26 protein-coding genes are annotated in these 26,521 nt (G+C 55.9%); 11 read left to right on the top strand and 15 right to left on the bottom strand.

The window, feature by feature from the left end; translation table 11 throughout:
- Positions 1–2 precede the first annotated feature (2 nt).
- From DYU11_RS06790 to DYU11_RS06825, 8 genes are all read right to left on the bottom strand, one after another.
- On the bottom strand, positions 3–1,052 hold the full coding sequence (locus DYU11_RS06790) for a lysylphosphatidylglycerol synthase transmembrane domain-containing protein (RefSeq protein WP_119666905.1): 1,050 nt from the start codon (positions 1,050–1,052) through the stop codon (positions 3–5).
- A gap of 136 nt (positions 1,053–1,188) precedes the next feature.
- A complete protein-coding gene (gene panD / locus DYU11_RS06795) occupies positions 1,189–1,542 on the bottom strand; it encodes an aspartate 1-decarboxylase (RefSeq protein ID WP_119666906.1) in 354 nt (117 codons plus the stop codon).
- A 166-nt stretch (positions 1,543–1,708) separates the two neighbouring features.
- The gene (moeB, locus tag DYU11_RS06800; RefSeq protein ID WP_119666907.1) at positions 1,709–2,890 is read right to left on the bottom strand and encodes a molybdopterin-synthase adenylyltransferase MoeB; all 1,182 of its coding nucleotides are present in this window, start codon (positions 2,888–2,890) and stop codon (positions 1,709–1,711) included.
- Between the two features lie 160 nt (positions 2,891–3,050).
- Positions 3,051–6,053 (bottom strand): sialate O-acetylesterase, encoded by a 3,003-nt coding sequence (locus tag DYU11_RS06805; RefSeq protein WP_119666908.1) that lies wholly within the window; start codon positions 6,051–6,053, stop codon positions 3,051–3,053.
- A gap of 229 nt (positions 6,054–6,282) precedes the next feature.
- Entirely contained in the window at positions 6,283–7,455 is a 1,173-nt protein-coding gene (locus tag DYU11_RS33455; protein ID WP_199736685.1) for a DUF4272 domain-containing protein, read from the bottom strand.
- A 3-nt stretch (positions 7,456–7,458) separates the two neighbouring features.
- Positions 7,459–9,255, bottom strand: coding sequence for an aspartate--tRNA ligase (gene aspS / locus DYU11_RS06815; RefSeq protein ID WP_119666909.1), 1,797 nt, complete (start codon positions 9,253–9,255; stop codon positions 7,459–7,461).
- Between the two features lie 235 nt (positions 9,256–9,490).
- Complete coding sequence (locus DYU11_RS06820) at positions 9,491–10,957, bottom strand: amidohydrolase (protein ID WP_119666910.1); 1,467 nt, start codon at positions 10,955–10,957, stop codon at positions 9,491–9,493.
- 82 nt (positions 10,958–11,039) lie between these two features.
- On the bottom strand, positions 11,040–11,777 hold the full coding sequence (locus DYU11_RS06825; protein WP_119666911.1) for a Fic family protein: 738 nt from the start codon (positions 11,775–11,777) through the stop codon (positions 11,040–11,042).
- Positions 11,778–11,889: 112 nt separating this feature from the next.
- On the opposite strand from DYU11_RS06825, the gene DYU11_RS06830 reads away from it, so the two are divergent.
- The 3 genes from DYU11_RS06830 (at position 11,890) to DYU11_RS06840 (ending at position 13,755) form a co-directional block, all read left to right on the top strand.
- A complete protein-coding gene (locus DYU11_RS06830; protein WP_119666912.1) occupies positions 11,890–12,870 on the top strand; it encodes an HNH endonuclease in 981 nt (326 codons plus the stop codon).
- Positions 12,871–13,085: 215 nt separating this feature from the next.
- The gene (locus DYU11_RS06835; RefSeq protein ID WP_119666913.1) at positions 13,086–13,343 is read left to right on the top strand and encodes a hypothetical protein; all 258 of its coding nucleotides are present in this window, start codon (positions 13,086–13,088) and stop codon (positions 13,341–13,343) included.
- Positions 13,344–13,347: 4 nt separating this feature from the next.
- On the top strand, positions 13,348–13,755 hold the full coding sequence (locus tag DYU11_RS06840) for a type II toxin-antitoxin system VapC family toxin (protein WP_119666914.1): 408 nt from the start codon (positions 13,348–13,350) through the stop codon (positions 13,753–13,755).
- 2 nt (positions 13,756–13,757) lie between these two features.
- Here DYU11_RS06840 and DYU11_RS06845 read toward each other — a convergent pair whose 3' ends face one another.
- Positions 13,758–14,171 (bottom strand): aminotransferase class V-fold PLP-dependent enzyme, encoded by a 414-nt coding sequence (locus DYU11_RS06845; protein WP_262697096.1) that lies wholly within the window; start codon positions 14,169–14,171, stop codon positions 13,758–13,760.
- A gap of 167 nt (positions 14,172–14,338) precedes the next feature.
- Between DYU11_RS06845 and DYU11_RS06850 the strand changes: the two genes are divergently transcribed.
- Complete coding sequence (locus DYU11_RS06850; RefSeq protein ID WP_147367893.1) at positions 14,339–14,623, top strand: hypothetical protein; 285 nt, start codon at positions 14,339–14,341, stop codon at positions 14,621–14,623.
- Between the two features lie 14 nt (positions 14,624–14,637).
- Here DYU11_RS06850 and DYU11_RS06855 read toward each other — a convergent pair whose 3' ends face one another.
- The 3 genes from DYU11_RS06855 to DYU11_RS06865 all read right to left on the bottom strand — a co-directional run bounded on the left by DYU11_RS06855 (position 14,638) and on the right by DYU11_RS06865 (position 17,444).
- Positions 14,638–15,888 carry an asparagine synthetase B gene (locus DYU11_RS06855; RefSeq protein ID WP_119666916.1) on the bottom strand — a complete coding sequence of 417 codons (1,251 nt, stop codon included), beginning with the start codon at positions 15,886–15,888 and terminating at the stop codon, positions 14,638–14,640.
- A gap of 26 nt (positions 15,889–15,914) precedes the next feature.
- Positions 15,915–16,379, bottom strand: a complete 465-nt coding sequence (locus DYU11_RS06860) for a YybH family protein (protein ID WP_119666917.1) — start codon at positions 16,377–16,379, stop codon at positions 15,915–15,917.
- A 153-nt stretch (positions 16,380–16,532) separates the two neighbouring features.
- Complete coding sequence (locus DYU11_RS06865; protein ID WP_119666918.1) at positions 16,533–17,444, bottom strand: DMT family transporter; 912 nt, start codon at positions 17,442–17,444, stop codon at positions 16,533–16,535.
- 164 nt (positions 17,445–17,608) lie between these two features.
- Here DYU11_RS06865 and DYU11_RS06870 point away from each other — a divergent pair, with 164 nt between their 5' ends.
- From DYU11_RS06870 to DYU11_RS06885, 4 genes are all read left to right on the top strand, one after another.
- The gene (locus tag DYU11_RS06870) at positions 17,609–17,998 is read left to right on the top strand and encodes a PEGA domain-containing protein (protein ID WP_119666919.1); all 390 of its coding nucleotides are present in this window, start codon (positions 17,609–17,611) and stop codon (positions 17,996–17,998) included.
- 93 nt (positions 17,999–18,091) lie between these two features.
- Positions 18,092–18,763: an outer membrane beta-barrel protein gene (locus tag DYU11_RS06875; RefSeq protein WP_158600226.1), complete on the top strand. Its 672-nt coding sequence runs from the start codon at positions 18,092–18,094 to the stop codon at positions 18,761–18,763.
- Positions 18,764–18,936: 173 nt separating this feature from the next.
- Positions 18,937–19,119: a DUF1269 domain-containing protein gene (locus DYU11_RS06880; protein WP_158600227.1), complete on the top strand. Its 183-nt coding sequence runs from the start codon at positions 18,937–18,939 to the stop codon at positions 19,117–19,119.
- Positions 19,120–19,239: 120 nt separating this feature from the next.
- A complete protein-coding gene (locus DYU11_RS06885; protein ID WP_147367894.1) occupies positions 19,240–20,925 on the top strand; it encodes a serine hydrolase in 1,686 nt (561 codons plus the stop codon).
- 7 nt (positions 20,926–20,932) lie between these two features.
- Here DYU11_RS06885 and DYU11_RS06890 read toward each other — a convergent pair whose 3' ends face one another.
- The gene (locus DYU11_RS06890; RefSeq protein WP_119666923.1) at positions 20,933–21,673 is read right to left on the bottom strand and encodes an EcsC family protein; all 741 of its coding nucleotides are present in this window, start codon (positions 21,671–21,673) and stop codon (positions 20,933–20,935) included.
- A gap of 105 nt (positions 21,674–21,778) precedes the next feature.
- Here DYU11_RS06890 and DYU11_RS06895 point away from each other — a divergent pair, with 105 nt between their 5' ends.
- Positions 21,779–22,471, top strand: coding sequence for a murein L,D-transpeptidase catalytic domain family protein (locus tag DYU11_RS06895; RefSeq protein WP_119666924.1), 693 nt, complete (start codon positions 21,779–21,781; stop codon positions 22,469–22,471).
- Here the strand turns inward: DYU11_RS06895 and DYU11_RS06900 are convergent.
- Positions 22,453–23,661, bottom strand: a complete 1,209-nt coding sequence (locus DYU11_RS06900; protein ID WP_119666925.1) for a L,D-transpeptidase family protein — start codon at positions 23,659–23,661, stop codon at positions 22,453–22,455. The genes DYU11_RS06895 and DYU11_RS06900 overlap by 19 nt on opposite strands.
- A gap of 101 nt (positions 23,662–23,762) precedes the next feature.
- Between DYU11_RS06900 and DYU11_RS06905 the strand changes: the two genes are divergently transcribed.
- Positions 23,763–24,704 (top strand): NAD(P)-dependent alcohol dehydrogenase, encoded by a 942-nt coding sequence (locus tag DYU11_RS06905; RefSeq protein WP_119666926.1) that lies wholly within the window; start codon positions 23,763–23,765, stop codon positions 24,702–24,704.
- A gap of 222 nt (positions 24,705–24,926) precedes the next feature.
- Here DYU11_RS06905 and DYU11_RS06910 read toward each other — a convergent pair whose 3' ends face one another.
- On the bottom strand, positions 24,927–25,184 hold the full coding sequence (locus tag DYU11_RS06910) for a hypothetical protein (RefSeq protein ID WP_119666927.1): 258 nt from the start codon (positions 25,182–25,184) through the stop codon (positions 24,927–24,929).
- A gap of 220 nt (positions 25,185–25,404) precedes the next feature.
- On the opposite strand from DYU11_RS06910, the gene DYU11_RS06915 reads away from it, so the two are divergent.
- Entirely contained in the window at positions 25,405–26,421 is a 1,017-nt protein-coding gene (locus tag DYU11_RS06915) for a hypothetical protein (protein WP_119666928.1), read from the top strand.
- Positions 26,422–26,521 lie beyond the last annotated feature (100 nt).

Below are 26,521 nucleotides of genomic sequence, written 5' to 3' on the forward strand. Positions count from 1 at the left end.
AGTTACCGTTCGGCGTTGATGGGGGCGGGGTTATTGACCGGTACGTCTGCACCTGTCTGGTTCCGGCGCAGCAGAACAACCAGCAGGCTCAGAACGCCAAGGATGATGATCATGATCGTGGAAACGCCATGAATAAACGTTGCCAGCACCTGGCCGTCCTGGCTGGTCAGGCCGTAGAGCAAGGCCACCTGTCCCACCAGCAGGTGGAACGAACCGATACCGCCCGGCGTAGGCGCGGCCATACCGAGCGATCCGACCACGAGGATGGTTAGTCCCGCCAGCGGACCGAGATTGGCCGTACTGGGCAGCGAGAAGAACAGCGTATAGGACATGAAGAAATACATTGTCCAAATCAGGGCCGTGTGGAACAGAAACAACCCCGGCCGACGTAGTTTCCGGACGCTCAGCAGCCCTTCCAGCAGGCCACTGACAAAACCGCTTACTTTCTGGTAGAGCGGATGCCGACCCAGGGCTTCGCGGTAGCGGGTGTACAAAAACCAGCCGAGCACGGCCAGGCCCAGCAAAACGGCACCGACCAGCAGCAGAATACCCGCCCCACTGGTACCCTGGGGGAGCTTGCCGCCAAAAAACTCAATGAAAAACTGGCTGAGCCGGTTAAACTCCAGCAGGAACGTAACACCCAGCAGCACCAGCAGCATCAGGACGTCGAACAGCCGCTCGGCTACCACCGTTCCGAAACTTACGTTGACCGGTACGCCCGACAGCCGGTAGAGCGTACCGCAGCGCGCTACTTCGCCCGCCCGGGGCAGCGCCAGATTGGCCAGGTAGCCCGTCAGAACGCTCACCGTGGCATCGACGGAAGAAGGCCGGTGCGAAACAACCGGTTCCAGCAGCACCCGCCAGCGTTCGGCCCGGCTCCAGTGCGCCACGATCGTCAGAACGGCCGAGACCAGCACCCACCGGTAGTCGGCGGCACTGATTTTGCGCCAGAGGTCAGCCGCATCAATATGACTTTGCTGGAACGTAAACCAGAGCAGGCCACCCGCGATGACCAGCGAAATCAAGTATTTCAGAACGTTCGTGAGGTTCATACCGCAAAGTTGGGGAAAAAGGACGAAAGGAGGAAGGGGGATGAAAGGGAGGAGAGGAGGAAAGGAGAAAGGGAGGAAAGGAGAAAAGGGTATGGATCGATTTCCTTTTCTCCTTTCCTCCCTTTCTCCCCTCTTTTTACCCCTTCACCAATTGATTGTTATCGTCCGGAAACACAACCGTGGGCTTGAACGTACGGGCTTCGTCGGGTGTCATCATGGCGTAGGCGATGATGATCACGATGTCGCCCACCTGCGCCCGCCGGGCAGCGGCTCCGTTCAGGCAGATGATGCCCGAGCCGCGTTCGCCCTTGATGACGTAGGTGATAAGCCGTTCGCCGTTGTTGTTGTTGACGACGTGGACCTGTTCATTTTCCATCAGTCCGGCGGCATCCATCAGGTCTTCATCAATGGTGATGCTGCCGACATAATTTAACTCAGCCTGCGTGACTTTGACGCGGTGCAATTTCGATTTCAGTACGTTGACGAACATGAGTGTCAGTGAACAGCGGCCTGTGCGAGCACAAACCACGTAGTAGGCCCTTGGGCGCGGCAAAGATAGCGTAATCGCTGACCGATCCCAACGGCACTTCCAAAACAGCCGGCCGGCGGGCTTGGTTCCGCCGGAGTTTTCCGCTGCTTTGGTCTGACCCGAATGCTTAATACACGGCCATTTCGGGCTCGATCTCCCGCGCCCAGGCGTCGATACCGCCTTCGAGGTTGTAGAGATTCGTCAGGCCCTCCTGGGCGTAGAGGTAGTTGGCGACGTTGGCGCTGCGGATGCCGTGGTGACAGTACACCACCACCGGCCGATCCGTCGGGATGCGCTTGCGGTTGTTCGGTATCATGCCAATCGGAATCAGTACGGCCTGCTCCAGATGGCAGAGATCGTACTCCGGCCGTTCGCGAACGTCCAGCAAAAAGATCGATTCGCCCCGGGCAAGCCGGTCGGCCAGATCCCGCGCCGACATTTTCTGGGGGCCGGTTGAGGTGGCCGTTGCTGGTCGGTAGCCCGAGGCCAGTCCCTGCCGGGCCAGTTCGTCGGCGTCGGTCCGGCGTTTTACCTTGATTTTCTGCTGCTGCATCGACAGCAGGTCCATCATCAGCAGGTGCTCGTTCAGGGGTTGACCAATGCCCGTGATGAGTTTAATGACTTCGTTGGCCTGCAACGTACCGATCACGCCCGGCAGCACGCCCAGCACCCCCGTATCATTACAGTTCGGAATTTCAATATCGTTGGGATACTCCGGAAACAGGCAGCGGTACGTTGGCCCCCGGCGAACGGTAGGGTTTTTTCTGTCGTCAGACGTTCCGTCAGACGAGGGAGCGGGAATGGGGGCGTTCAGCACGGCTACCTGCCCTTCAAACCGGTGGATGGCCCCGTATACGAATGGTTTGCCTACCGTAACGCATACGTCGTTGACCAGATACCGGACCTTAAAATTGTCGGTGCAGTCGACCACAATGTCGTATTCTTCAATGATGCTGCGGGCGTTGCTGATATCCAGCGCCAGCGTGTAGGTGTTGAACTGAATTTCAGGATTCAGCCGCATCAGATGACTAACGGCAATCTTGGCTTTGGGCTTGCCCACTTCGTCGGTGGTGTACAGAACCTGCCGCTGCAGGTTGCTCATGTCTACCACATCGGGATCAACGACGCCAATTTTCCCGACGCCCGCGGCCGTCAAGTACAGCAGGACGGGGCAGCCGAGGCCACCGGCCCCGACAACCAGTACACGCGCATTCTTTAACCGAAGCTGGCCTTCCGGACCAATCTCGGGTAGATTCAGGTGCTTCTGATAGCGTTGTTGTTCGGTAGGTAATAAGGTCGTTGATTCCATAGTGTCACACGTTGAGCAACTGCCGTTGCTATATTCCAACAGGTTTGGCTCTACTAAAATTGCACCAAAACCCTAAAATTGTTCCAATATTTCGTAAGCGTCGACTCTAGGGGGTGGCGAAAATTTACCGCTGCCGGTTGTCTACTGACCAACAGCGCGGTTACCGTACGCGGATGCTGACGGCCGCTTCGTCGTCTTCGCCGGTGGTGTAGCCGTTGCCGGGCGTCGAGTCCGGATCGGCCGGCGTGGCGCTCTGAAGCTGGGACCGGATAGTGCCTGATCCACTCACCCGCACCGACAGCGACAGCGAGGCCGAGCCGCTGGGCGGAATGTTCGTCAGCGTACCCGTAACCGTCTGTCCATTGACCGATAGACCCGTGGTGTTGGTTAGCTGCCAGCCGGGGGGCAGGAGTGTCTGCACCGCAGTCGACGAGACCGTCAGGCCGCCCCGGTTGCTGACCTGCAGCGTGACGGTAATGACATCGTTCGGGCTGGGTACCTGATTGCTCACGAACGCGCCAAGGCTCAGGTCGGCTTTGGCTGGGTCGGGCGTAGGCTGGTTGCTCTGAACGGGTGGGAGGGGTGTCTGATTGGGATTGGCCGAAACAATCAGCGGACCGGTGGCGTCGGCCGTGCGGAAAAGGACCGTGGCGGCATCATCCTGGCCGTCGCCGGTGCCCGAATCTGGCTGGCTGTCGGGGTCGGTGGCGTTGCTGGCCGTAAGCTGAGCGGCCGTGGCGAATGTACCCGACTGCACCGCTTTCGCCCGGAACGAGTAGGTTACGGCGGTGCCATTGCCGATGGTCCCGGCGTTCACCGTCACGACGCCGTCGGCCGCGCTGAGGCCGGGTGTCGACGTATCGACGAAGCTGAGACCGGTGGGCAAAAGGCTTCGGGCCACGACCCCCGTTGCATCCTGCGGCCCATCGTTGGTTACCCGAATCGTATACGTAACGGGCTGGTCGATCCTCGGCGTCCGGCTGGTGAGCTGCATGGTCAGCGACAGATCGGCCGTGCCGCCTGCGACGGGACAGAGCGTAAGCGGTTCGCTGGGCGGGCTTTCGACTGCCGGGTTACTGCCTGTAATCTTGATGCGGTACGTAGCGCCGGTCGACAGGTTGTTCGGAAGGGTTGCCGTAATGGGACTGCTGGTGCCAGTGCCGATAGTCGTGGCATTGGTAAACGAACCCAGCGCGTCCGACAACAGCACCGAAAACAGATTGCCGGTACCCATTACCCCTTCGCTGACGTCGAAGGACACGGCGAATGACTGACCGGGGCAGGGCGTTGCCGGCGACAAACCCGTCTGGCTGATGATAGGAGGCACGGGCGCGGTGGCTTCCTGGCCAATGTACACGGTCTGACGGCCATCGAGCAGGTACGTTTCGATCTGGTAGCCGCTGCCCGTATCGCCCGTGCGCCGAACCGAGAGCCGGTAGCGACCCGGCTCAACGCCCCCCACGGCGAAGGCAACGGGGGAATAAAACCGCACAAAATTATAATCGGCAAACTCCGGATAGTCGGGGGCCTGGGAGCGGGGTGGAGCCTGGTGCCAGGCCGAATCGTCGAACGGGCCGCCGTCGATACGTTCCATCCGGACATCGATCTGGCTGGTGGCTTCGACCATGATAAAATAACCGTGGCTGCCTGATTCGTACCGGTAGCCAATCCGAATGATTGATGGGTCGGGGGTACCGTTGTAAATAACCCGGCCAATCGTTGATTGAGTAGACGTAGGAGAGGTGTCGAAGGTGACTGTTACCGGCTCGCCCGCGTGGCCGATCCAGGCAGGTTTGGTGCCCACAGTCCGAATCTGGTAACTGCCCGGTGCCAGATTCGCCGGAAGCGTCACCGGCAGCGGGTTCTGTAAGCCGGGAGCCGACTCGCTCACTACGGTCCCGTCCGACGGCCGGATCACCTGCGCCTTGTACGTATTGTCGGCTTCGGTGGGGTTGTTGCGCAAAGACGGAATCAGAATGGTTTCGCCCGGTCGGCGTTTCACGGGCAGCGTATAACCGGTGGTCAGTAGGGTTGTCGGATCGGAGGGCGTGAAAGGCTGCGACTGCGCAAAAAACGCGTCGGTCAGGCTTTCGTTCCAGCGGTCGGTTAGCCGCAGCATACCAATCCCGCTGAAGTGAACGCCATCCCCCCGGCGGTTCTCGTTGAGCATATCGTCGGTCGATGGTCCGGGAAAAACGTCCGGCACCTCCGCAATCAGCCGGTTCTGAGCCGAAATAACCGACGAATTTGTTGAGTTGTTGATGTAGCTCACCCGCGACACAAGCCAGGGCAGCCGGTTGAAGCCGGTCTGCTGCCGACTTTTATTGATGACGTACTGGATGTTGTTAAAATACTGCTGGGTACTGACACCGTTCAGGTTATCGCTTTCACCCTGGTGCCACAGTATGGCCCGCACACCGGTTCGGGCTACGTAGTGCAGCAACGCTACGCCCAGACAACGGTAGGGAACCGGTTGGTTGTAAGCCGGATCGTTGATGCCCTCCGCCGACTGCCGCCACTCCGTACTGCTGGTTCCGCCCTGGGCCGCGCCCAGGAACAGCACCGGTACGTTCAGCCGGGCAACCAGTTTATCCCCCAGCGGCCCCCAGATGTAGGGAGGGTTGGAGGGGGCTATGTTGGTACCACTACTGATTTTACTGAACAGGAGAGGAAACATCTGTTCATCCAGAGCCCGCTCCTGCCGGAAGTCGACGCAGGAAACGCGGTCGTCGCCGGCCCCTAATCCCGGTTCAAAGCCGCCGAGTGCGTTGGACTGGCCCGCCACCACAAACACCTCGCCGATACCGACCCGAAAGACCTGCTTCTGCTCAAGGAGTGTAGCCCCGTTTTTAGCCCGGACATCGAGCCGGTACCACCCGCCCGAAGCGGTCAGTGGTCCCTGAAAGGCCGTGGAGGAAGCCAGCCGTGGAAGGGCTACCCAAGCAGTCGGCTGCCCCTGACCAGCCACCAGCGGTACCAGCCGGGCTTCAACGAGGGTTGCAGCCGGAGGAGCCGTACCCGTTACGATGATTGTGGCCTGATTAGCCGGGTTGCGCTGAAAGACCATCCGTTGTACCGGATTGGTGATGACCAGTTGAGCAGATAAAGAGAGCGGAAGTAGGCAGCCAGCCAGCAACCCCATAACCAGTACATGTAGTTTCATGAACTATGGCAATACAAGTGGTATGAATTATTAAAATATGTAATATCGATAATTTAAAGGAATCGTAAGACCGCATAAACGCAAAAAAGCAGCCCTGACCGGGGCTGCTTTTTACAGAGCAAATTTCGTGCTGAGGACAACTAGTTTCGTAACGCATTGTCTGTGCGTACACGATTAATTCGCATCGGCTGCCTCAACGGGCAGGCTGGTAAACGGATTCAAGCGGATATCAGGTATCGGTACGTACCTCATCCCAAGGTTGATCCATATAGCGTGTAAGCCAATTGAAGGCGTAATGACGCTCATACACGACGCTCGCGTTGAGGCCGGCGGGGGCCGGCTGGCCCATGACCCGAGCATTGACACAAGCCCAGTCCAATCGATACGTAATGTCTGCCTGATCCAGAAGGGTGGCTGGGCTTCGAAGCGTAGCCTGGGCGAGCATGGAAGCGTAATCGCCCGTACGTTGAATTATGCTGGCTGTTGCTGGTACGTCACAAATCTGATCGGGAAAGGCCAGGTCGTCCACGAACGACAGCGCCCATAATAACACCCACAGGGATTCATACCGCCAAACGAATCGTAAGCGATCGTCGTCTGTGGGTTGAGCGATGTCTATAAACGCTCGTTCGACCGGTGAAAAGAACGGAGCTGCGTCAAACCGTCTGATTACTTCCTGAACGATGGCATCTTCCAGACCTTCAGCCTTTACCGCGACAATAGCGAGGGCAATGGTGCGTTGGACTATGTCTTGTTTCGTCCGGGGTTGAAGCTCTTCGTCGGCAATAATGCATGGTAAATGCTCGATAACCGGCACTCCCCGTTCACGCAGTACCGCCATGCTTCGATTCTTGCGGGCTACCTGCGATTCGTACAGGTTGTGCGGTGAGCGCTGATCGGCTTGTCCCAACTGGACAAATGCATCGGGCACCGGCAGGTCGTCGATTGCTGATTCACCGGCGTCATTCAAGACCAGTTGCCCTGTGTTATCAATAAAATGCGTGTTATCGATCAGCGCATAGCCACCAACGGCTTCTAAAAATCGAAGGATGTCGTCTTTGAACACCTCAACCCCGCCCGTACCAATCAGCACCAGCGACAGCTTTGTGTTCTGGATGATTGTCATCAACTTTTCCTGTACGTTCGGCTTATGAGCACGTATCGGGCCGGCGAGGTTCATGGCCCGTGTCAACACAGACGCAAACTCGTCATGACCAGCCGGACGGTACTGAATGATCAACGCTCTTCGTTTAAACCAGCCCAACTTCCTTCGTACAATAGCATTCTCCCACTGGTCGGATGGACCATAGAACGAAAGAGGTTGCCCGGCGAAGGTTTGTTGAAGTAAGCTGGTAACGGTTAGCGAATCCTCCGCCGGGAGAAAAATGGTACAGTGAACCATCGGTCAGGCAACCGGCTTTATCTTCAGTTCGTCCAGTTGCGCCTGGCTGATAACCGACGGTGAATCAATCATGACGTCGCGGCCGGAGTTATTTTTCGGGAACGCGATGAAGTCGCGGATGGAGTCTGCCCCGCCGAAAATCGAGCACAGCCGATCGAAACCGAACGCAATGCCGCCATGGGGTGGTGCGCCGAATTCAAAGGCGTCCATCAGGAAGCCGAACTGAGCTTTGGCTTCTTCGGGCGAGAAGCCCAGCAAAGCAAACATCCGGGCCTGCAGTTCGCGCTGGAAAATCCGGATGGAGCCACCCCCAACTTCCGTGCCGTTGATCACCATGTCGTAGGCGTTGGCCCGCACTGCCCCCGGGTCGGTGTCGAGCAGCGGAATGTCCTCGGGTTTCGGCGACGTAAACGGGTGGTGCATGGCGAACCAACGGCCCTCGCCAGGGCGGTGTTCGTCCTCGCCGTATTCGAGCAGGGGAAAGTCGAGCACCCACAGGGCTTTGAATTCATCGGGCTTGCGCAGGCCTAGCCGGCTGCCCATTTCGAGCCGCAGTTCGCTCAGCTGCTTCCGGGCTTTGGCTGCTTCGCCGGAGATGATCAGGATCAGATCGCCGGGCTGGCAGGTTTCGCCTTCGCCGTTGAACCGGGCGACCCACTGCATCAGATCGTCTTCGGAGTAAAACTTATCGACCGACGACTTGAGCGTTCTATCTTCGTTGTAGCGGACATAAATCAGACCTTTAGCTCCGATTTGCGGGCGCTTTACCCATTCCGTCAGCTCGTCGATCTGTTTGCGGGTGTAGCTGGCTCCGCCCGGTACGCAGATGCCCACGACGAGTTCGGCGGAATCGAACACGCCAAAGTTTTTGCCGGAGGTCAGGTCAACCGTATCGAACGTACCTTTCAGTTCGACGAACTTCATGCCGAAACGCGTATCGGGTTTATCCGATCCGTAGAGGCTCATGGCTTCGGCGTAGGTCATGCGGGGCACTTCAGGCAGATCGATATTTTTCACCGTTTTGAAGAGGTGACGTACCAGCCCTTCGAACATCTGAAGAATATCTTCCTGCTCAATGAACGACATCTCGCAGTCGATCTGCGTAAACTCCGGCTGGCGGTCGGCGCGCAGGTCCTCGTCGCGGAAGCATTTGACAATCTGATAATAGCGATCAAACCCCGACACCATCAGCAACTGCTTGAACGTCTGGGGCGACTGCGGCAGGGCGTAGAATTCGCCGGGGTTCATGCGGCTGGGGACGACGAAGTCCCGTGCGCCTTCGGGCGTTGACTTGATCAGTACCGGCGTTTCGACCTCGATGAACCCCTGGCCGTCCATATAAATCCGGGTCTGCTGGGCCATCTTGTGCCGTAGTTCCAGGTTCCGGCGTACGGTATTCCGGCGCAGGTCAAGGTAACGGTATTTCATGCGGAGGTCGTCGCCCCCGTCGGTATCGTCTTCAATGAGAAACGGCGGCAGTTTAGCCGGGTTCAGTACGTCCAGAGCGGTGACCCGAACTTCGATGTCGCCAGTAGGAATATTCGGGTTTTTCGATTTCCGCTCAACCACCTTGCCGGTGGCTTTGACGACGTATTCGCGGCCCAGCGTCCGGGCGGCTTCAAATAAGTTGGAGGCCGAAACGCCTTCTTCCAGAATAAGTTGTACGAGACCGTAGCGGTCGCGGAGGTCAATCCAGAGGACACCGCCCTTGTCGCGGACGGTCTGAACCCAGCCGGCCAGGGTAACTTGTTGATCAACGTTGGACAGGCGGAGTTCCCCGCAAGTGTGTGTTCGGAGCATGTTTTAATGAGTGAAAGAGCGAAAGAGTGAAAGAGTGAAATCGGACCGCCGAAGCGGAGCGACCTGGCTCCGAGTTTTTTACTCTTTCGCTCTTTCACTCTTTTACCCTTAGAAAGCTGGTTGCAAAGGTAGGGAGTTTGCCGCTACTGCGCAGCAGTTATCTATTTGCGCGTTCATTGATTCACCCTTTCGCTCATTCACCGCCCGGCGACCCGGTCATTCACCCTTTCACTCTTTACTTCCTATAGTCCAGCGCCGGGGCGCGGTCGCCGAGCAGGGCTTCGTATTTGAAATTGGCTCCGCGTTTCTGTTGCCATTCGGCGCGGGCTTTCTCGATCAGGGCGGGGGTTTTGTAGAGATCCAGCGCGGTCAGGGCCAGGGTTTTGGCGGCTACGAGCATACCTTTCTGGCCGATGCTCATACCACTGGCGGCCGTGGACTGCCAGCTATGCGCCGATGAGCCCGGTACCCACGTAGCGGTCTGGAGGCCAACCGTCGGAACGGCCCAGCTTACGTCGCCGACATCGGTAGAGCCGCCACTGGTCGCACTCTCCGACGCATCGCGGAAGTCTTTAACGAGGGCCGCGTTTGTGACGGGTACTTTCTGCCCTTCGCCGAAGGTTTCGCTGATTTTCTGCGCAAACGCCGTCTCCTCGGGCGTGTACTGGATACCGCCGACCGTTTGCAGGTTTTTGTGCATTGCTTCGGCCAGCGTCACGTTGGGCAGGAGGTTATAGACCCCGCCCAGCACTTCCCATCCCACTTTGGTGCCGGTGCCTTTGGCGGCTCCCTCGGCTGCGTTCTCGATGCGCTTCCAGACGCTCTGCAGAATATCGCGGTCCTTGTGTCGGGCGTAGTAATACACCTCCGCGAAAGCGGGTACGACGTTGGGCGCTTCTCCGCCTTTGGTGATGACGTAGTGAATGCGGGTGTCGGACGGAATGTGTTCGCGCATCATGTTCACCATGTAGTTCATGGCCTCCACACCGTCGAGCGCCGACCGGCCCCGTTCGGGCGAAGCAGCCGCGTGGGCGGCAATGCCCCGGAACCGGAACTTGGCGTTTTTGTTGGCCAGCGACGTACCGGCATCGGCGGCATTCTGCGAGCCCGGGTGCCAGTGCAGCACCACGTCTACGTCGCTGAACAGCCCTTCGCGGACCATGTAGACCTTCCCCGAGCCGCCCTCTTCGGCCGGGCAGCCGTACACGCGGACGGTTCCGGTATGCCCGGCTTTGAGCCAGTTTTTGACTTCGATCCCGGCGGCAACCGAGGCCGTACCGAACAGGTTATGACCGCAGCCGTGGCCGCCTTTCTGGCCCTGGATAGGCGTAAATTCGGGTTTAGCTTCGGTAGCCAGACCGGGCAGGGCGTCGTATTCGGCCAGGATACCGACAACGGGTTTGCCGCTGCCATACGTCGCGACGAAGGCCGTCGGGATGCCGGCTACGCCCGCTTTTACGTCGAAGCCTTCTTTCTTGAGCTGTTCCTGCAGCAACAGTGAGCTTTTTTCTTCCTGATAGCCCAGCTCGGCAAAATCCCAGATTTGTTTGGAGATGCCCGCGTACTCGGCGAAGCGGTTGTTCAGGCTGGCGATGGCAGCCTGTTTGTCTCTGTCTGGAGCAGGGGTGGCTGATTTCTTCGCCGACTGCGTATAGCCGGCCAATGGCAGCAGCAGGGCCAGGGTAAGTAGGTGTTTCTGCATAGCGGTTGTATCAATTCGTGGGTTGTGAATTGATAAAAATAGGGAAGAAGCAGAGAAAACAATACGAACGTGTACCGGAATATTACCGCAACAACGACAGTAGCCGCTCCAAAGCGGCCTGAACCGTATCGGCTACCAGCCGTATGAAATCGCTTTTGTCGCCGGACGTTTGGGCCGTTTCCAGGGCGTTGTAATACGTAATTCGGGCATCAGCATCGCCCTTGAGAATAGCCAGTGGAAAGCCATGACGAAGCAAGATCAGATTCATGATTAACCGCGCCGTTCTACCATTGCCATCGATAAACGGATGAATAGTGACAAGGCGTTCGTGAAGTTCGGCTGCCAGCACTACTGGATGAAGTGACTTTGTTTCGTTCTCATACCAATGAAAAAGGTCTTCCATTTGCCTGGCCACCAAATAAGGCTGAGGGGGTACGAACCGACTACCGCGAATCAGGACCGGAACCTGCCGATACCGACCAGCATTTTCCCGGTCAATCCCACGCAGAATCAGACTATGCAAATCCAGCAGGACCCGCTCTGACAAGTTAACACGCTGCTGTACAATATCTTTCATGTAGTCGAGAGCATCGCGGTGGTTAATGGCTTCCAGATGGTCTTTCAGCGGTTTCCCCCCGATGGTTAGTCCCTCATTGAGGACCAGGTCCGTCTCACGCAGGGTTAGCGTATTGCCCTCAATGCGGTTGCTTTCGTAGGTATATTCCAACTCCAGCGCCTGCCGAATGCGGTCGTTGTCACGATGACGTACGGTGTCGAGCTGGGCTTTAAGCTGGTCTAAATGGTCGAGCTGGGATTGCATGACGAATGAAGCTGGTAAAACGCAAGTGTGTTTTGTTGCTTAGCAAGCTACAAATTGTGTCTTTGCTGAATGGTAAATTTTACATCTTTGTAGAAGTAGCTATTCTTAATGCATGTCTGAAAACGCACTAACCTACTACCTCTACGCCTTTACCCATCTCAAGTTTGATAAGAGTAAAGGCGACGCTCCACACAAGCCTGTTCTGTTAATAAGCATCCTGCAAGCGTTTGAACGTAAACTCATTGCTGATAGCCAGATTTACATCACGCCCGAACTGACTGATCTGTTCAAAACGAATTGGAACTTACTTGTAACAACTAATCATACACTAGGTTTTGCGCTGCCGTTCTATCATCTTAAAAACGAAAGAGGTGGTTGGTGGGAATTGGTACCTAAGCCTGGCTGTGAGATTTGGTTGCAGAATGCTGGTTCAATGAAGACATTCGGTAACCTAAACGCGGCCGTTGCTTACGCTGAGATTGACCAAAATCTAACTATACTACTGAAAGACGAGCAATCACGTACCGTTTTGAAACAAGCCCTGCTGGAAACTTACTTTCCTGGTCAAGTTTTCACCAATCCAGGCTTTCCGAATAATCATTTGAACGACTTGAAACGCGAAATGCTGGAGGAGTCGCCGGCCGAATACATCGCTAAGTTAAAGAGTTTAAAGACGAGGCTTGATCCAGAAACGTATCAAATCGAAGTGTACTCACGCGATTCTATCTTTCGCCGGGAAATCGTCCGGCTCTACGACGATATGTGCTGTATTACCGGTGCTCGTGTATCAGCCCCCTATTCGTTTTCTATGGTTGATGCCTGTCATATTGTACCGTTTTACAAGACGTTCAATAACCATCCAGCCAATGGCATCGCCCTCTGTCCAAACCTTCACCGGGCGTTTGATAAAGGTGCTATTTCAATTGATGATGACTATTGTGTGATTGTTTCGACCACGTTTGTTGAGAGTGAAAACAGTGCATATAATTTGAAAATGCTGGCAGGAACACAAATTCATTTACCGAAAGACGAGCAGTTTTTACCTGATTTGAAAGCGTTTGCGTGGCATCGGGAGCATACCTACAAAGGCTAATCGAATAGGCTTAGCTATATCTGTCATGCTGCGTAGGTACTGCTGGTTACTTTGTAATAAGTTGAAAGAGTATTATAGGGCTGAATCTATTACCGACAATCGAGCTTATTATACGTTCGTGAGCGGCACCTCTCGAAGACGAGTTTGCCGATTTTAAGCAAGCAACTCAGATACCCTGGATTTCGTTATCTTGCTGGAAGATAAACAGGATAAGCATGGAAACAACATTTGTCGCTAAACCCAGCGAGCTGAAAGAACAACTTTTGGCGAAGATCGAATCTTTATTTTCTGACAGCGATACGCCGGTGACCATTACACTAAAGCAAGAAGAGGTTAAGCCACGTCCTGACCAATGGGAGATTTTCCTGAAGATGGAAGAAATCCGCAAGCGGACCGAATTAGTATCAGTGACCTTGCCGCCCGGAATGGACATAAACGATATTATTGATGGTGTAAACGACGTGGACTTATAACTTGATGCAATATTTCGATACCGACGTTCTAATACACTATCTGGTCAATCAGGAACCGCTCAAGCATCAGCAAGCTCGACAATTATATCAACAGGCTGCCACTAATCAGACATTCTTCATTTCGTTACTCTCATTGCAGGAGTTGACGTACGCACTGGCGAAACTACAGGTTACCAATATCGACGTTGAAGCATCAGCGATGAATTGGCATTCTACAAGTCTAATCAACTATACGGCCGAAAACTTTGCACGAGCGATTGAACTGTCGCGGCAGATTGGCTTTAAGCATATCAATGATTGTTTGCATATTGCCTTTGCTGAAGCTAATAATTGCTCAGAGTTATTAACTTATAACCGTAAAGAGTTTAGCCGCATACAGCCGCTAACCAGTCTGACAATTACCATTCTGTAGCTTTACACCAACGCCCGCAACTCCTCCACGATTCCTTTCACTGCATCGACCGTAGCCGCTACGTCCGCTTTGGTATTAAACCGGCCCAGACTGAACCGAAGGCATGAAAATGCTTCCTGCTCAGTCAGGCCCAGCGCCAGCAATACGTGGGAGGGGTCGATCGAAGCCGCTGTACAAGCCGACCCATTGGAGACGGCCATACCATCCAGGCCCATAATGAGCGCGTCGGAGTCGCAGTTTTCAAAATAGATGTTTGTGGTGTTATAAAGCCGATGTTCCCGCGGTCTGTCGCTACGGTTGCCGTTTACCCTTACCCTGGTGCCGGGAATCGTCAGCAAGGTAGTTTCCAGTTCGTCCCGTAGAGACGCAACATATTGTCGCTCCGGTGCCGGTACAGCAGATTTGCCAAGTCCCACAATACTCGGTCCTGGCGTCGGGACGACAAAAAATGCTCCTTTTATATTCCAGAGCTATTTATACCTCACGTTAAATTATGAAAGATAAGCAGCAGGCTGGCGTATACGTCGCAAAATTCTTACTTTTCATGCGACCACTGTCCGGTCAACTGACTAATCACAACCTTATGAAAAACATCACCATCACTTTGGATCTTAAATCCATCTGCATCGGGGCGCTGGGTGTATTCGCCATCATGTCATTGTCTAACTTTAACAACGCCGACGACCGCCGGAACGATGCCGCCGATGAAGTACGTCGCTACCAGGCCGTTTCTGGTCCGCAAGGGTTGATCATACTTGACACAAAGACAGGAAAGTATGTACACTCCCCGAGTTACGTCGGACGGACGCGCTGGATCAGGGGCGATTTTAACGCCAAGCTCAGCGATACGTCAACGAAGGAAGACTAAAAAAGGATAGAGTCTTACGTCTTCCGCTTCTTCTTGCGGGCCGACGGAAATAATACGTTGTTCAGGATGAGCCGGTAACCGGGTGAGTGGGGGTGGAGGTTCAGGTCGGTGGGGCTGCGGTGAAAGCCCCGGATGCCTTCGGGGTCATGCCCGCCGTAGAACGTCCACTGCCCATTGCCGATTTCGCCGTAGATGTAGCGGTGCGACGACTGGCTTTCGCCCATCACCAGTACGTTGGGTTTTACGGTGCTTTTGCGGAACGCCGTGGTCTGTCCGTGAAACTCCCGGATAATCTGCTCGTGGTTCTGCACCAGCATGGCCGGAATCATGTCAAACTTGGCCGAAAAATCGAACAGCTGGAAGTGTCCCAGCGACTGATCGTAGTACGACCGGCCGGCCGAGATGTTGATGTCGGAGAAGGACATGCCGCGATAGCCGTTTTCCAGTTCGAGGTTGAAATTATGGAAGGCCATCGTTTTGCTGAAATCCAGCTTCGACTGCGCATTGGGGTCCACCCCGTCGCCGTCGAAGCGGCTGTCTACGATATCCACGCCCTCGGCCGCCAGCGCTACGTCGAAACTTTCGGCCCCCGAACACATGGCGAAGAGGTAGCTGCCACTGGCGCAGAACGCTTTGATCGTTTTGGCAACGGCCAGCTTCATCTGCGACACTTTCGCGTAGCCGTATTTCTTGGCGATGTTTTCCTGCGCCTTGATATCCTCGGCCGACATCATGCCCGTGAACCGGCCAAACTGCCCCGTAAAATCTTCGTGGTGCAGGTGAAGCCAGTCGTACTTCGCCAGTTCGCCCTTCAGAATCTCTTCGTCGTAAACCACCTCGAAGGGAATTTCGGCGTATTTCAGGACCAGCAGGACGGCATCGGTGTTTTCAAACTCGGCCGGCCCAACCTTAATCGGCGAATACACCACAATTTTGGCCGCTTTGACCAGCTTGACCGCACTCATGTTCAGGTTCGGCGTGGCAATTTCCTGCTGGATGGCATTGGCGCGGGCGTCGGAGATCACCTCCAGGGAAACGCCCCGGATGCGGCACTCGTTTTCGACTTTCGCCGAGTATTTCATCATGAAACTACCGCCCCGGTAGTTCAGCAGCCAGTCTACCTCACCTTCATCCTTCAGCACGGAGTAGGCGATGCCGTAGGCTTTCAGGTGATTGGACTGTTGATCGTCCATCGGAATCAGGATGGAGTTGGCGTTGGCGCGCAGAAACAGGCAAACCAGCAGGAACGTAAGCAATAGTCTCATAGCATAGGGGTCATTGAGTAGTTGACTTACGAATGATCGTGGATCATCCGCCAGCCTTGTTTCGTACGTGTCCAGACGGTCGTGAACCAGCCGGTGCGGTCGGGGCGCCCCCCGCCGGTCAGCACAAACTGGCCCGTCACCAGGGCGGCTTCCTTACCCAGCATCCGCACCTCAACGTGTTCGTAGCGCAGTTGCTGAAGCGGCCGGCCTGTTTTCCAGAAACCATTCCGCATGGTCAGTTCAATGCGCTCGACGCCCCCGCGCGGTCCATCTGGCCCCATCTCGGTAGCCGTGGGTACGTAAGCGCTGAGGTACTGCGACAGATCGCCTTTATTCCAGCCCGATGACGTTGAATCAAGAGTCGCCCGGATTTCGGTTTCGGCCGGAACAGGCTTGATTCGGCCCGAATGGCCCCCGCGTGGTAGGGGTGCGGCATGAGCGGCAAGGGTAGTGAAAACAACGGCAACCGGCAGGAATAGACGTAAACGCATGGGTACTGACAGTGAAGCGGTTAATGGTAGGTCAAATTAAGAAATTAATCCAAAACATACCACGAAAGTTTTGCCTGTTCGCCACTTTACGAGCGAAAGGGGCAAAGGCGCGGCAAAGTCCACGTTGGTGAGGTTGCCCGCAAGTCGTTTTGTTTACCGGTACCCCGCCAGAATGGCCAGTTCCTGCCACGAAATCAGCCCGATGGCCAGCACGGCCAGGCCCAGCCCAATCTTGTTGGCGGTGGTCAGGTTCTCCTGAAAGAACAGGGCTGCCGTCAGGGCCGCGACCAGAATCACGCCGATGTTGTAGAGGGGATAGACGAACGCGCCGTTGCCGCCAAATTGCGACAGGGCCAGCAGCAGCGTATAAAAACTCAGGAAATTGGGCACCCCGAGCGTAAAGGCCGCAATGAAGCTGCGCGCCTGAATGGTTTCCCTGCCCTGAAGGAGTCGGATGGCCAGCATCAGCAGCCCGGCCACGATCGCGCCCAGGACCATCGTCAGCGTAACGACCACGGTTTTATCGGCCGAGGGAATGTAGCGCAGGTTGATGTAGTTGATCAGCGAATTGGTACTGCCGTAGAGCAGGAACACGGATACCGGCAGCAGCACGTTAGCGCCCAGGCGCTGGCGGCTGGTGGTTTTTTCTTTCTTGAACGTACTGAGCGCAACCGCCACTACGGCCAGAATCAGGCCCGCGTAGTTGAGGGCGTCGAAGGCTTTACCCCCGGTCTGAAACACAAACAGACTGAAACTGACCGGAATCACCAGCGACAGATTATTGGCCAGCGAGGTGGTTGTGATGCCCGTCCGCTGCGTCGATGCCCCCGACAGCAGAAACGTAACGATAAACCCGACGCCCAGGCCCAGCGACAGCCACGTCCAGGTCTGCCCGAAATCGATCGAGAACGACTGGCCGCTGGGCATCAGCAGAAAGCCGGTCAGGAAGCAGACCGGGTAGTTGAACACAATGGCCTGGAACGTATTGACGTTGTAGCGGGGAAACAGCCGGAAATTCAGCAGCAACAGAACCGAGAGCAGGATACTGAGAGCGAGGAAGAGCATAGAGCCAGACTACAGCGGGTTTGATCGGCGAATTTGCACGATGTTTCTCAAATCAGCAGCCATGTTAAGAAATAATGAGTTTCGGTGTCTACTGATTGGTAAATTGGATATAGTTACAGATATTGGTAGCATCTTCTTAAACACTTTAACGTATTTACTCCTTCATGAAACGCTTTTCTATTGGATTGGCTGTATCCGTACTGTCGATAAGCCTGACCAGCTGTGCTACCATCTTTTCGGGAAACCGCCAGTCCGTCCGCGTGGAGTCGGTGCCTGCGGAGGCCCGAATCGAAGTAAACGGCATCGATTACGGTACGACACCGGCTACGATCAGCCTAAAAAAGAGCCTCGACACACCCAGCATTCTGCTCCGGAAAGACGGTTACGAAACCAAGGCCTTCAGTCCCGAAAGTACGTTTAACATGGTCAGTATCCTTAATATCTTCTTTCCGGCGGGCTTCATTGTAGATGCCGTTACGGGGGCCATCAAAAAGTACGATCCCATCAATTACAACATTACGTTGGATCCGGCGCGGTCGGCAAGCAATCGATAAGCCGATCTGCCGGATTTCGTTCGAATGCTTATCTTGGCCGGGGCGCGTGAGTGCCCCGGCTTTTTAGCTGATTGTCAGACCTGGTTTATTGGTATGCAACGATTCAGGGGGCTGTTGCTTTGTGGAATGCTGCTGTATGGGGGAGGGGCCCTGGGGCAGAAAAACTACTCGTTGTCCATCACGGTCGCGCCGACCTATGCGTATACCGTTTACAAACCGCAGTTTCTGTTCCCCGACAGCGACGGGCAGGTGGTGGAGCCCATCCTGCTGACGGGGCGAAGCCATTCGGCCGGGTACCTGATCGGGCCAGCCGTCGAATACACCTACGCGCCGGGCTGGTCGGTGGCGTCGGGCGTCTGGTTCAACACGCTGACGTACCGGCAGGCCCGGCGGTCGGCCGACGGGCAGGTGCTGACGGCCATCCGCAACCGATCCCTGCGCGTCCCCGTCCTGCTGAACTACCGGCAATCGGCTGGGCGGTTAGCGCCGTACTGGTCGGGTGGACTGTTGCTGGAGTATCTGCTGCCGGCCCGCGTGCTGGTGCGTCGCGATGAGCAGCCCCGGCAACGCCTGGATCTGACCTACAACGGGGGGTTGGCTTTCCGGGTGAGCGTCGCGGGTGGGTGGTCGTACCGGCTGACCAACCGGATCAGACTGCTGGGGCAACTGATGGTGAACTACAATCTGGGCAAATTCGGGCAGGCCGCCACCCACAATCCGTCGCTTGAACTGAACGGGCTGATGCAGACCGCATGGACCTTCTGACCGCTTCTGACTACGGGATAAATTTCCCGATTTCTTAACAAACCCTACACGGTTTGGCGGATTGATTAGGGTTGAACCATAAACCGAAATGCGCATGAATACACTGATTGCGGTCGCGTTCGACCAGAAAAACGAAGCGGCAGACGTCCTCAATCGGCTGGGTCAGCTCCAGCGTGATTACCTCCTCGATCTGGCTGCGTAATGCGGTAGAGGACAAGGTACTCGATGAGTTGAAAGACGTCCGTGGCCGAATCCTGCGTACGTCCCTGTCGAAGGAAGCGGAGGAGCGCCTGACCCGCGTGCTGAGCGGCCCTACGGCTACCGTCGATAATCCGGCCCCAACGATGGCGCAGTAAGCGTATTGATCAGTATAGCCCAGGTGTCAACCCATCGGTGGCGCCTGAGCTATGTTTGTTTCAGTGCAACGATTCCGGTTTCCTGTGCATCTTTACGTCAGCACAGACCAATCGTCGCTCATGAAGCGTTTCGCTAGTTGCCTCCTTCTTCTCCTGGTTGTAGTACAACGGCCGGTTCAGGCCCAACTGACTCCCCGCCAGATCGATCCGGTTATTACCCGGATTATGGACAGTGCCAACGTACCGGGGCTGTCGATTGCCATCATTCGGAACGGAAAACTGGCCTACAGCAAGGGCTACGGACGTACCAAAGCTGACTCGACACAGCCTGTAACGTCGACGACCATCTTCGATGCAGCCTCGCTGAGCAAGCCGGTGTTTGCCTATGCGGTGCTGCAACTGGTCGAAGAGGGGCGGATTGAACTGGACAAGCCGCTTTACGAGTACATGCCGTATCCGGACGTAGCGGCCGACGAGCGCTACAAACGCATTACGGCCCGGATGGTGCTGAGCCACCGGTCCGGCTTCCCCAACTGGCGCCGAAACCGGCGGTCGAAGGAACTGACAATCAGTTTTAATCCGGGCGAACGGTTTGGCTATTCGGGGGAGGGCTTTGTGTATTTACAAAAGGTGGTGGAGACGATTACGGGTAAACCGATCAACGAGCTGATAACGGAGCGTGTATTTAAGCCGTTGCAGATGACCAGCAGCAGCTACGTCTGGCAACCCGCGTTCGACGCCAACTTCGCGCAGCCCCATTCCAACTTCGGTCAGCCTGAAACCAAGAATAAGCCAAATCAGGCCAACGTGGCGTATTCGCTGCAAACCACCGCCGACGACTACGCGAAATTTATCCTGGCCGTCCTGAACGGAAAAGGCCTGAAAACGACGACCATCGACCAGATGCTGAGCCCACAAAGCCGCCTGCCCAAGCAATATGGTGGGACCGATACGTTGTCGGCTGCGTTGCGCTGGGGCCTGGGGTTTGGTCTGGAGCAGACCCCAGCCGGCGACTATTTCTGGCACTGGGGCGACAATGGTACGTTCAAGTGCTACGTTACGGCCAGCCGGACGGACAAGAACGCGGTCGTGTATTTTGCCAACGGCTATAACGGCCTGGGCCTGATCAGCGCACTGGTCAACCGGTTTGTGGGGGGCGAACACCCGGCCGTGGCGTTCCTGGGCTACAATGCCTACGATGATAAGCACAGTCTGTTTGCGCGTTATGTACTGGACAAGGGCGTACCGGCGGCAATAAAGCCGTATCTCGACGCGAACGGTACATCGACACTGGCGGAGGATAAGCTGAACTGGGTCGGGGATCAATTGGTCAGCCTAGGACGCATGACCGACGCCCGGGAGGTGTTCCGGTACAATCTGGCGGCCTATCCAAAATCGGCCAATGCCCTGGCTAGTTACGCCTACGCAAGTCTCTATGCCGGCAACCCGTCGGAAGCCGTTACGTATTTCCGCAAGGCGCTGGAGCAGAAGCCTGATAACGACCGTCTGAAGAAACTCGTTGCCCAGCTGACTGCCGCCCCGGCCGGGCAGGGAGGAACCAGGCTGGTGCTGAAGGGCTACCCGGCTGCGAAGCTGGTGACGGTGGCCGGCAGCTTCAACGACTGGGACGATCTGCATACCTTCCTGATCAGGAAAGGCGACGTCTGGGAATGTTACCTGGATGTTAAACCCGGCTCGTATACCTATAAATTCGTGGTCGACGGCAAATGGATCACCGATCCGGCTAACTCCACAACGCAGCAGGATGAGTCGGGCAATGTGAATTCGCTGCTGACCATAAAGTAGTTCCTGATCATTCCACTAGTCTCGACGCTTTGTCGGCCAGCCACCGCATCCGGTAGGCATTCATGGCCGTTATGCCCAGTTGGTTAAGGAGCCGGTAGTTGACCACCAGCCCCACGGCCGCACCGATGCCGGGAATCAGCTGCGCCATTTTGGCCAGGTCAATGTAATCGCGGTACTCCTGCTGGAACGTCAGCCAGTCGAACTGGTTAATGTCTTCGGGAAGCTGGCGGCTGTGCTCAGCCCAATCGGCCATGTATTGGTACACCGTCTGCCGTCGTTCCTGGCTGGAAAAAGCCAGTTGAAAAATGTAGAGAATGAACAGCCGTTCGCGGTAGTCGCTGACGGAATGGCCGTAGAGAGCCGCAATTTCGAACAGCATCTTCATTTTCAGGCTGAGCAGTAACGGAAAATCCGCCAGTCCCCACCAGAGTCCGCCGGCACCGGTAGCCCCTCCTTCGGCCGCGCCAACTTTCTTGTAAAAATTAATCCGGTCCACTACGGCTGCTTCACGCTGGGGGAGCGTAAGGCCGTCGACGGGTGGTTTGGTCAGGTAGCCGGCCCCGAACAGTACGGCCCGTGTCATCTGCTTGATGGCGTTGGTAATCAGTTGATGGACCTTGTTCGGAATGAGTCGGTTCATCCGGCTTTGCAGGGCTTTTGACAGCCGGTTTGCCGATGACGGAGGCTTCTGCATTTGCTGCTGCCAGTAGCTCAATTCGTTCTGAACAGACGTTTCGTACGGTGACATGGCGAAATTTTAATGCAAAATATTCGTATTAACAGAATTTTAATTCAATCTAAGGCGTTAGATTAGCAACTCCCAATAACAGCTAGAAACCCCAACCCCGAGCTTATGAAAAAAGCCGTGCTCCTGCTTTGCGCCCTATTCAGCTTCGCCCGTGTTGGCAACTCCTCTCACACCCCCACCGTTCCTGCCCGTACTGTTAACGCAAACAAGGCTGCTGCTTATCTGCAGGTATACGACGAATTAAACCTGAGCAGTTCCGGACTGCGGAAAGAAATTTTTGATTATGCCCTGCGTGGCTGGCAAAAGATGGCGTCGGCCAAGCCCGTCATTTCCATTGTGGACCTGAGCCAGCCTTCCAATAAAAAACGCCTGTACGTTATTGATCTGGTAAACCGGAAGCTTCTTTTTCAGACGTATGTGTCGCACGGCCGCAATTCCGGCGATCTGGTGGCGAGCCGTTTCTCCAACGTGACGTCATCGTTCCAGTCGAGCCTGGGCTTCTACAAGACCCTGAAAACCTACTACGGGAAGCATGGCCTGTCGTTGCAGCTCAAAGGACTGGAAAAAGGGTTTAACGATAAGGCATACGACCGGAACATCGTGTTGCACGGGGCCGATTACGTCTGTGAGGATTTTATCCGCCGGACAGGCCGACTGGGTCGCAGCCAGGGCTGCCCGGCGGTTCCATACGCGTTGAGTAAGTCAATCATTCAGGCGGTCAAAGACGGCTCATGCCTGTTTGTGTACTCACCCAACGCCGAGTACCTGAAGCGCTCGACTTATTTGTCCAACGCGTAGATGTCTTTGTAGAACCGGAGCTGCCCCGTGGCGTCGATATCGGCCGTGTTGTAGGCGATAAACACCGGGAATGGCTTCGGTATTTTTAGTGTCTGCGGCTTCTGATCGATCAGACACCGGTCCATAAAGCCTTTATCAAATTTAGCCTCGCCCAGCACAAAGTTGGCCAGTTCGACGGGTTTCTGCACCCGGACGCAACCGTGACTCCGCCACCGGTCTTTGGTCAGCGTAAACATATCACGGCCGTTGGTGTCGTGCAGGTAGATGGCCAGCGGGTTCTCCAGATCAAACTTGATCAGCCCCAGGGCGTTTTCGCAGCCGGACGCCTGCCGGATGCGGTACGGAAAGTTTGTTTCCGACAGCGAAGCCCAGTCAACCTCTTCCGGATCAACCTCCTTGCCCCGCTCGTCGAGCACCTGCAGATTCTGCGAATACAGAAAATCTACGTTTCGCTGAATCTTGGGGAGCATCTCCTTGGTGGCGATGCTTTTAGGAACGTTCCAGTACGGATACGCCACAATGTCTTTGATGTAGGTTGTCATGCAGGGCGTCTTTTTATCAGGCTTCCCCACGATGGCGTGCATTGTCATCAGGCTTTTTCCGGTGCGGTCATAGACGTTCAGTTCGGCGGCCGGGATATTGACCATCACAAACCGATCCATGTCGAACCGGTTCAGATACCGGTAGAAGTTGAGGGTTTGCCGCAGGAGTCGCAGTGAATCCGTCACGGCCGGACTGCTGCCTGTCTGGGCCCGAAGACGTTGATAGTGAGCGGCCAGTTTGGCGTAGGGGCCAAATGAAGACGATTTTTTGGCCAGCTGAACCACCTGATCGGGTGCGTAGGATTGCGACGCCGTCCAGGAAGAATCGACCTTTTCCGACAAACCAGCGAACGTAATACGCGACGGCTTCTTGCCGTACCTGATCTCCATCAGGAGCCGTTTGGTTCGATCCTCTATCTCATCGAGGGTGGCAGTTGGGGCGGCAACGAACCGTGTTGTATCAATGCCGATGCCGTCGGCAAACGTGCGTAACTGACTCAGGGCAAGCTGGGCTTTCTGAACGTTGGCGTCGGCCTCGGCCTGACGTTTTCGTTCCGCCTGATTATTGAGAAATTCGCGGCCTAGAAAAAACAAAAGCACCAGCCCCGCTGCAACAGCGACGCCAGTCCAGATTCGTTTATTAGTCATAAGTCGTTGAGTGTTGTATTTTTAAGACGCCAAAAACAATTTATGATCGTACGTCTTACATAATAACGCATAAGTCTTCTGATAAGTTATACCTAATTTTTATGAGAGCAGCGGTCTTCAACGCCTACGGCCCGAGTAGTGTTCTGCACATTGCCGATGTGCCCATTCCGCAGCCTATGCCGCATCAGGTGCTGATCCGGGTTCATGCCGCGGGGATCAATCCCAGCGACTGGGGTATCCGGAAGGGGCAGCTCCGCTGGGTATTACCCATTACGTTTCCCAAAACGCTGGGGTCCGAGTGCGCCGGTGTTGTCGAAGCGGTTGGCGAACTGGTTATGCACGTTAAACCCGGCGATCGGGTGGTGGCGCTGCTGGGGCATAAAGGCGGTGGCTATGCCGAATACGCACTGGCGATTATGGAGCGGGTGGTGAAACTGCCCGACACCGTTTCGTTTGTGCAGGCGGCTGCCGTGCCGGTTACGGGCATCACTGCGCTGCAATCCCTGCGCGACCTCGGCCACGTCCGGCCGCGCGACGAAGTGCTCATCAACGGTGCATCCGGGGGTGTAGGTACGATGGGCGTACAGATTGCCAGACTGCTCGGGGCGAACGTAACGGGCGTCAGCAGCGGAGCCAACGAAGCCCTGGTTCGGGAACTTGGAGCCAACCGCTTCGTCGACTACCGGCAAACCGACTTCACGGAACGTACCGGCGACCGCTACCGGGTCATCTTCGACGCTGTTAACAAACGAACGTTTGCCGACTGTCGGCGCGTCCTGACGCCGGATGGTACGTATGTGACGACCCGGCCGTCGCCCGCCGTCCTGCTACGTTCTTTTTTCAACGGACCCGACCGCCAGAAGGCAAAGTTCATCGGGGCCAAAGACCGGGGCCGCGACGTAGAGTGGCTGATTAAACAGATGAGCAGCGGTCGGCTGCGGGCCGTGATTGACCGGACGTATCCACTGGAAGCCGTCGCCGAAGCTCACGATTACAGCGAGGGGGGGCATGTAAAGGGAAAATTGGTAATCGAAATTTTCTGACCTAAGCCGGCTGCGTACCACGATCCGGGCAACTACCGTAGTTGTGAAGCAGTCAGGCATACTAACGTACTGCTAGCCAACCATCGCCAGGGGGTGCCGTTTTCCGGCCGCCGGCAACCGAAAGTAGTGATGACCGCGGACGGGGCCGGCCACAACCGTACCTAGAAAAAAAGAGGGACCTGACTACGAGCCAGATCCCTCACAAAAGAGCAGTACCCTGCCTTACGAGCCGCCGTAGGCCGGCTTGTCTAGATCGGGCTTACCGTCGCGGTTACGGTTAGGGTGCATCTCGCGGACGTTCGCGCCCAGTTCGTCGCCGTCCATGTATTCGTCTTCCAGCTCGTCGGATGGTGCTCCGCCCATGGGAACCATATCGTCCGGGAGCTGGTCTATGTTATCGGCCCGGTCGCCCAGACCAGCGGGCGAAATGGCCTGCTTGGCACGGATTTGATCTTCTTTGTCGGGATCCTGATTTTCCATAACGTTTGTGGTTTTACAGATTGGGTCAATCGGCTACTGCCGTACTAGCCTTAACTGTCCTGTATTCGTATTGTTTGCTGATATACCTGATAGAGTAGAATGGCGATCGGTCCGCCCTGTGTTCACCTGTTCATTTTATCAAATTATTACGCTTACGATCCGGGCTTTTTCCGCCCGGCGACCGGTGTAGTTTTGTGCGGTTATCTCCTTACCTACCTCCATGAAAACCTTTATCTTCCAGCCGATTAGAGCGGCTGTTGCCGGGCTTGCCCTGCTCGTATCGGCTTGTAACGTAGCCACGGTTCCGGAGCCGGTGGTGCCCGTTGAAACCACCCGGGATGGCGCCCGGATCAGCGCTACCAGCGCGGCCCACGCCAATTTGGCCCTGCGCTGGGCTCCGGTCCACTACCAGGATACGGACGTAACGGGGTCGCACGGCCTCAGTGGCAAAGGCGACTACATCAGCGCGATCAATTTTGACAACGACTGGGTCGCTACCAACAACTGGAACAACCTCGCCAGCTACCCGGCTACCGGCCACTGCTATTACTCCGTCGTTGAAACGGGTACGCACTGGTACATCATCTACGCCTTCTTTCACGCCCGCGACTGGACCGACAATCCGTTCCTGTACAACATCGACGAACACGAGAATGACCTGGAAGGGTTACTGGCTGTAGTGAAGAAAGATGGGTCGCAGTACGGTAATCTGCAGGGCATCGTAACGGTGGCCCACTCCGATTTCTTCTCATTTACCCCGAGTGGCAGCCCGTTGCAGAGTAATGAAGAAAGCATCGACGGTACGCTGACCATGGAAAGCTACAACGGCCAGCTCCGTCCGGCAACGGCGCAGGAAGCTAAAGGGCATGGTCTGAAAGCAAACCCGTACTACAAGATCAACGGCGACGGCCTGAAGTACCTGCCGTCTACAACCGGTACGGCCGAAGCCCCCGCCAATGCCGACGACCGCGACGTGAAATACAAACTGGTCGACATCTTTGCGCCGGGTGGTTTGTGGGAGCAGCGGTTCAACACGAACCTGTTCGTGAGCCCTGAAGGGTCGTTTAAAAAGAGCGTGGGCAATGGTGGTGCCAATGCCCCCTGGCGGTGGGACGACAAGGACGATCGGCCCGGAGCCGGAGCACTGGCGAAAGATCCGGCTGGTCTGGTGCAGTCGTACTTCAAAAACCTGGGTACGTTCGATCGAAACTACATCGATAATAAATACCTGCAATAACAAACGTTCGGCTTCACTTTGATTAAAGCAGCGCAGCCCGCCAGAACTGGCGGGCTGCGCTGCTTTGAAAGCCCTGTCTTCACCCCTGCCCATCTCGCAT

It is taken from the genome of Fibrisoma montanum (assembly GCF_003583365.1).
GTDB classification, from domain to species: domain Bacteria; phylum Bacteroidota; class Bacteroidia; order Cytophagales; family Spirosomataceae; genus Fibrisoma; species Fibrisoma montanum.

Excerpts from the sequence above, each read along its gene's own strand:
- DYU11_RS06870 (WP_119666919.1), top strand. The coding sequence starts at position 17,609 with ATGAAACGCTTTTCTATTGGATTGGCTGTATCCGTACTGTCGATAAGC.
- DYU11_RS06850 (WP_147367893.1), top strand. The coding sequence starts at position 14,339 with ATGAAAAACATCACCATCACTTTGGATCTTAAATCCATCTGCATCGGG.
- DYU11_RS06915 (WP_119666928.1), top strand. The coding sequence starts at position 25,405 with ATGAAAACCTTTATCTTCCAGCCGATTAGAGCGGCTGTTGCCGGGCTT.
- panD (WP_119666906.1), bottom strand. The coding sequence starts at position 1,542 with ATGTTCGTCAACGTACTGAAATCGAAATTGCACCGCGTCAAAGTCACG.
- DYU11_RS06825 (WP_119666911.1), bottom strand. The coding sequence starts at position 11,777 with ATGCAATCCCAGCTCGACCATTTAGACCAGCTTAAAGCCCAGCTCGAC.
- moeB (WP_119666907.1), bottom strand. The coding sequence starts at position 2,890 with ATGGAATCAACGACCTTATTACCTACCGAACAACAACGCTATCAGAAG.
- aspS (WP_119666909.1), bottom strand. The coding sequence starts at position 9,255 with ATGCTCCGAACACACACTTGCGGGGAACTCCGCCTGTCCAACGTTGAT.
- DYU11_RS06885 (WP_147367894.1), top strand. The coding sequence starts at position 19,240 with ATGAAGCGTTTCGCTAGTTGCCTCCTTCTTCTCCTGGTTGTAGTACAA.
- DYU11_RS06865 (WP_119666918.1), bottom strand. The coding sequence starts at position 17,444 with ATGCTCTTCCTCGCTCTCAGTATCCTGCTCTCGGTTCTGTTGCTGCTG.
- DYU11_RS33455 (WP_199736685.1), bottom strand. The coding sequence starts at position 7,455 with ATGGTTCACTGTACCATTTTTCTCCCGGCGGAGGATTCGCTAACCGTT.
- DYU11_RS06890 (WP_119666923.1), bottom strand. The coding sequence starts at position 21,673 with ATGTCACCGTACGAAACGTCTGTTCAGAACGAATTGAGCTACTGGCAG.
- DYU11_RS06905 (WP_119666926.1), top strand. The coding sequence starts at position 23,763 with ATGAGAGCAGCGGTCTTCAACGCCTACGGCCCGAGTAGTGTTCTGCAC.
- DYU11_RS06830 (WP_119666912.1), top strand. The coding sequence starts at position 11,890 with ATGTCTGAAAACGCACTAACCTACTACCTCTACGCCTTTACCCATCTC.
- DYU11_RS06820 (WP_119666910.1), bottom strand. The coding sequence starts at position 10,957 with ATGCAGAAACACCTACTTACCCTGGCCCTGCTGCTGCCATTGGCCGGC.
- DYU11_RS06840 (WP_119666914.1), top strand. The coding sequence starts at position 13,348 with ATGCAATATTTCGATACCGACGTTCTAATACACTATCTGGTCAATCAG.
- DYU11_RS06860 (WP_119666917.1), bottom strand. The coding sequence starts at position 16,379 with ATGCGTTTACGTCTATTCCTGCCGGTTGCCGTTGTTTTCACTACCCTT.
- DYU11_RS06805 (WP_119666908.1), bottom strand. The coding sequence starts at position 6,053 with ATGAAACTACATGTACTGGTTATGGGGTTGCTGGCTGGCTGCCTACTT.
- DYU11_RS06895 (WP_119666924.1), top strand. The coding sequence starts at position 21,779 with ATGAAAAAAGCCGTGCTCCTGCTTTGCGCCCTATTCAGCTTCGCCCGT.
- DYU11_RS06835 (WP_119666913.1), top strand. The coding sequence starts at position 13,086 with ATGGAAACAACATTTGTCGCTAAACCCAGCGAGCTGAAAGAACAACTT.
- DYU11_RS06790 (WP_119666905.1), bottom strand. The coding sequence starts at position 1,052 with ATGAACCTCACGAACGTTCTGAAATACTTGATTTCGCTGGTCATCGCG.
- DYU11_RS06855 (WP_119666916.1), bottom strand. The coding sequence starts at position 15,888 with ATGAGACTATTGCTTACGTTCCTGCTGGTTTGCCTGTTTCTGCGCGCC.
- DYU11_RS06910 (WP_119666927.1), bottom strand. The coding sequence starts at position 25,184 with ATGGAAAATCAGGATCCCGACAAAGAAGATCAAATCCGTGCCAAGCAG.
- DYU11_RS06900 (WP_119666925.1), bottom strand. The coding sequence starts at position 23,661 with ATGACTAATAAACGAATCTGGACTGGCGTCGCTGTTGCAGCGGGGCTG.
- DYU11_RS06875 (WP_158600226.1), top strand. The coding sequence starts at position 18,092 with ATGCAACGATTCAGGGGGCTGTTGCTTTGTGGAATGCTGCTGTATGGG.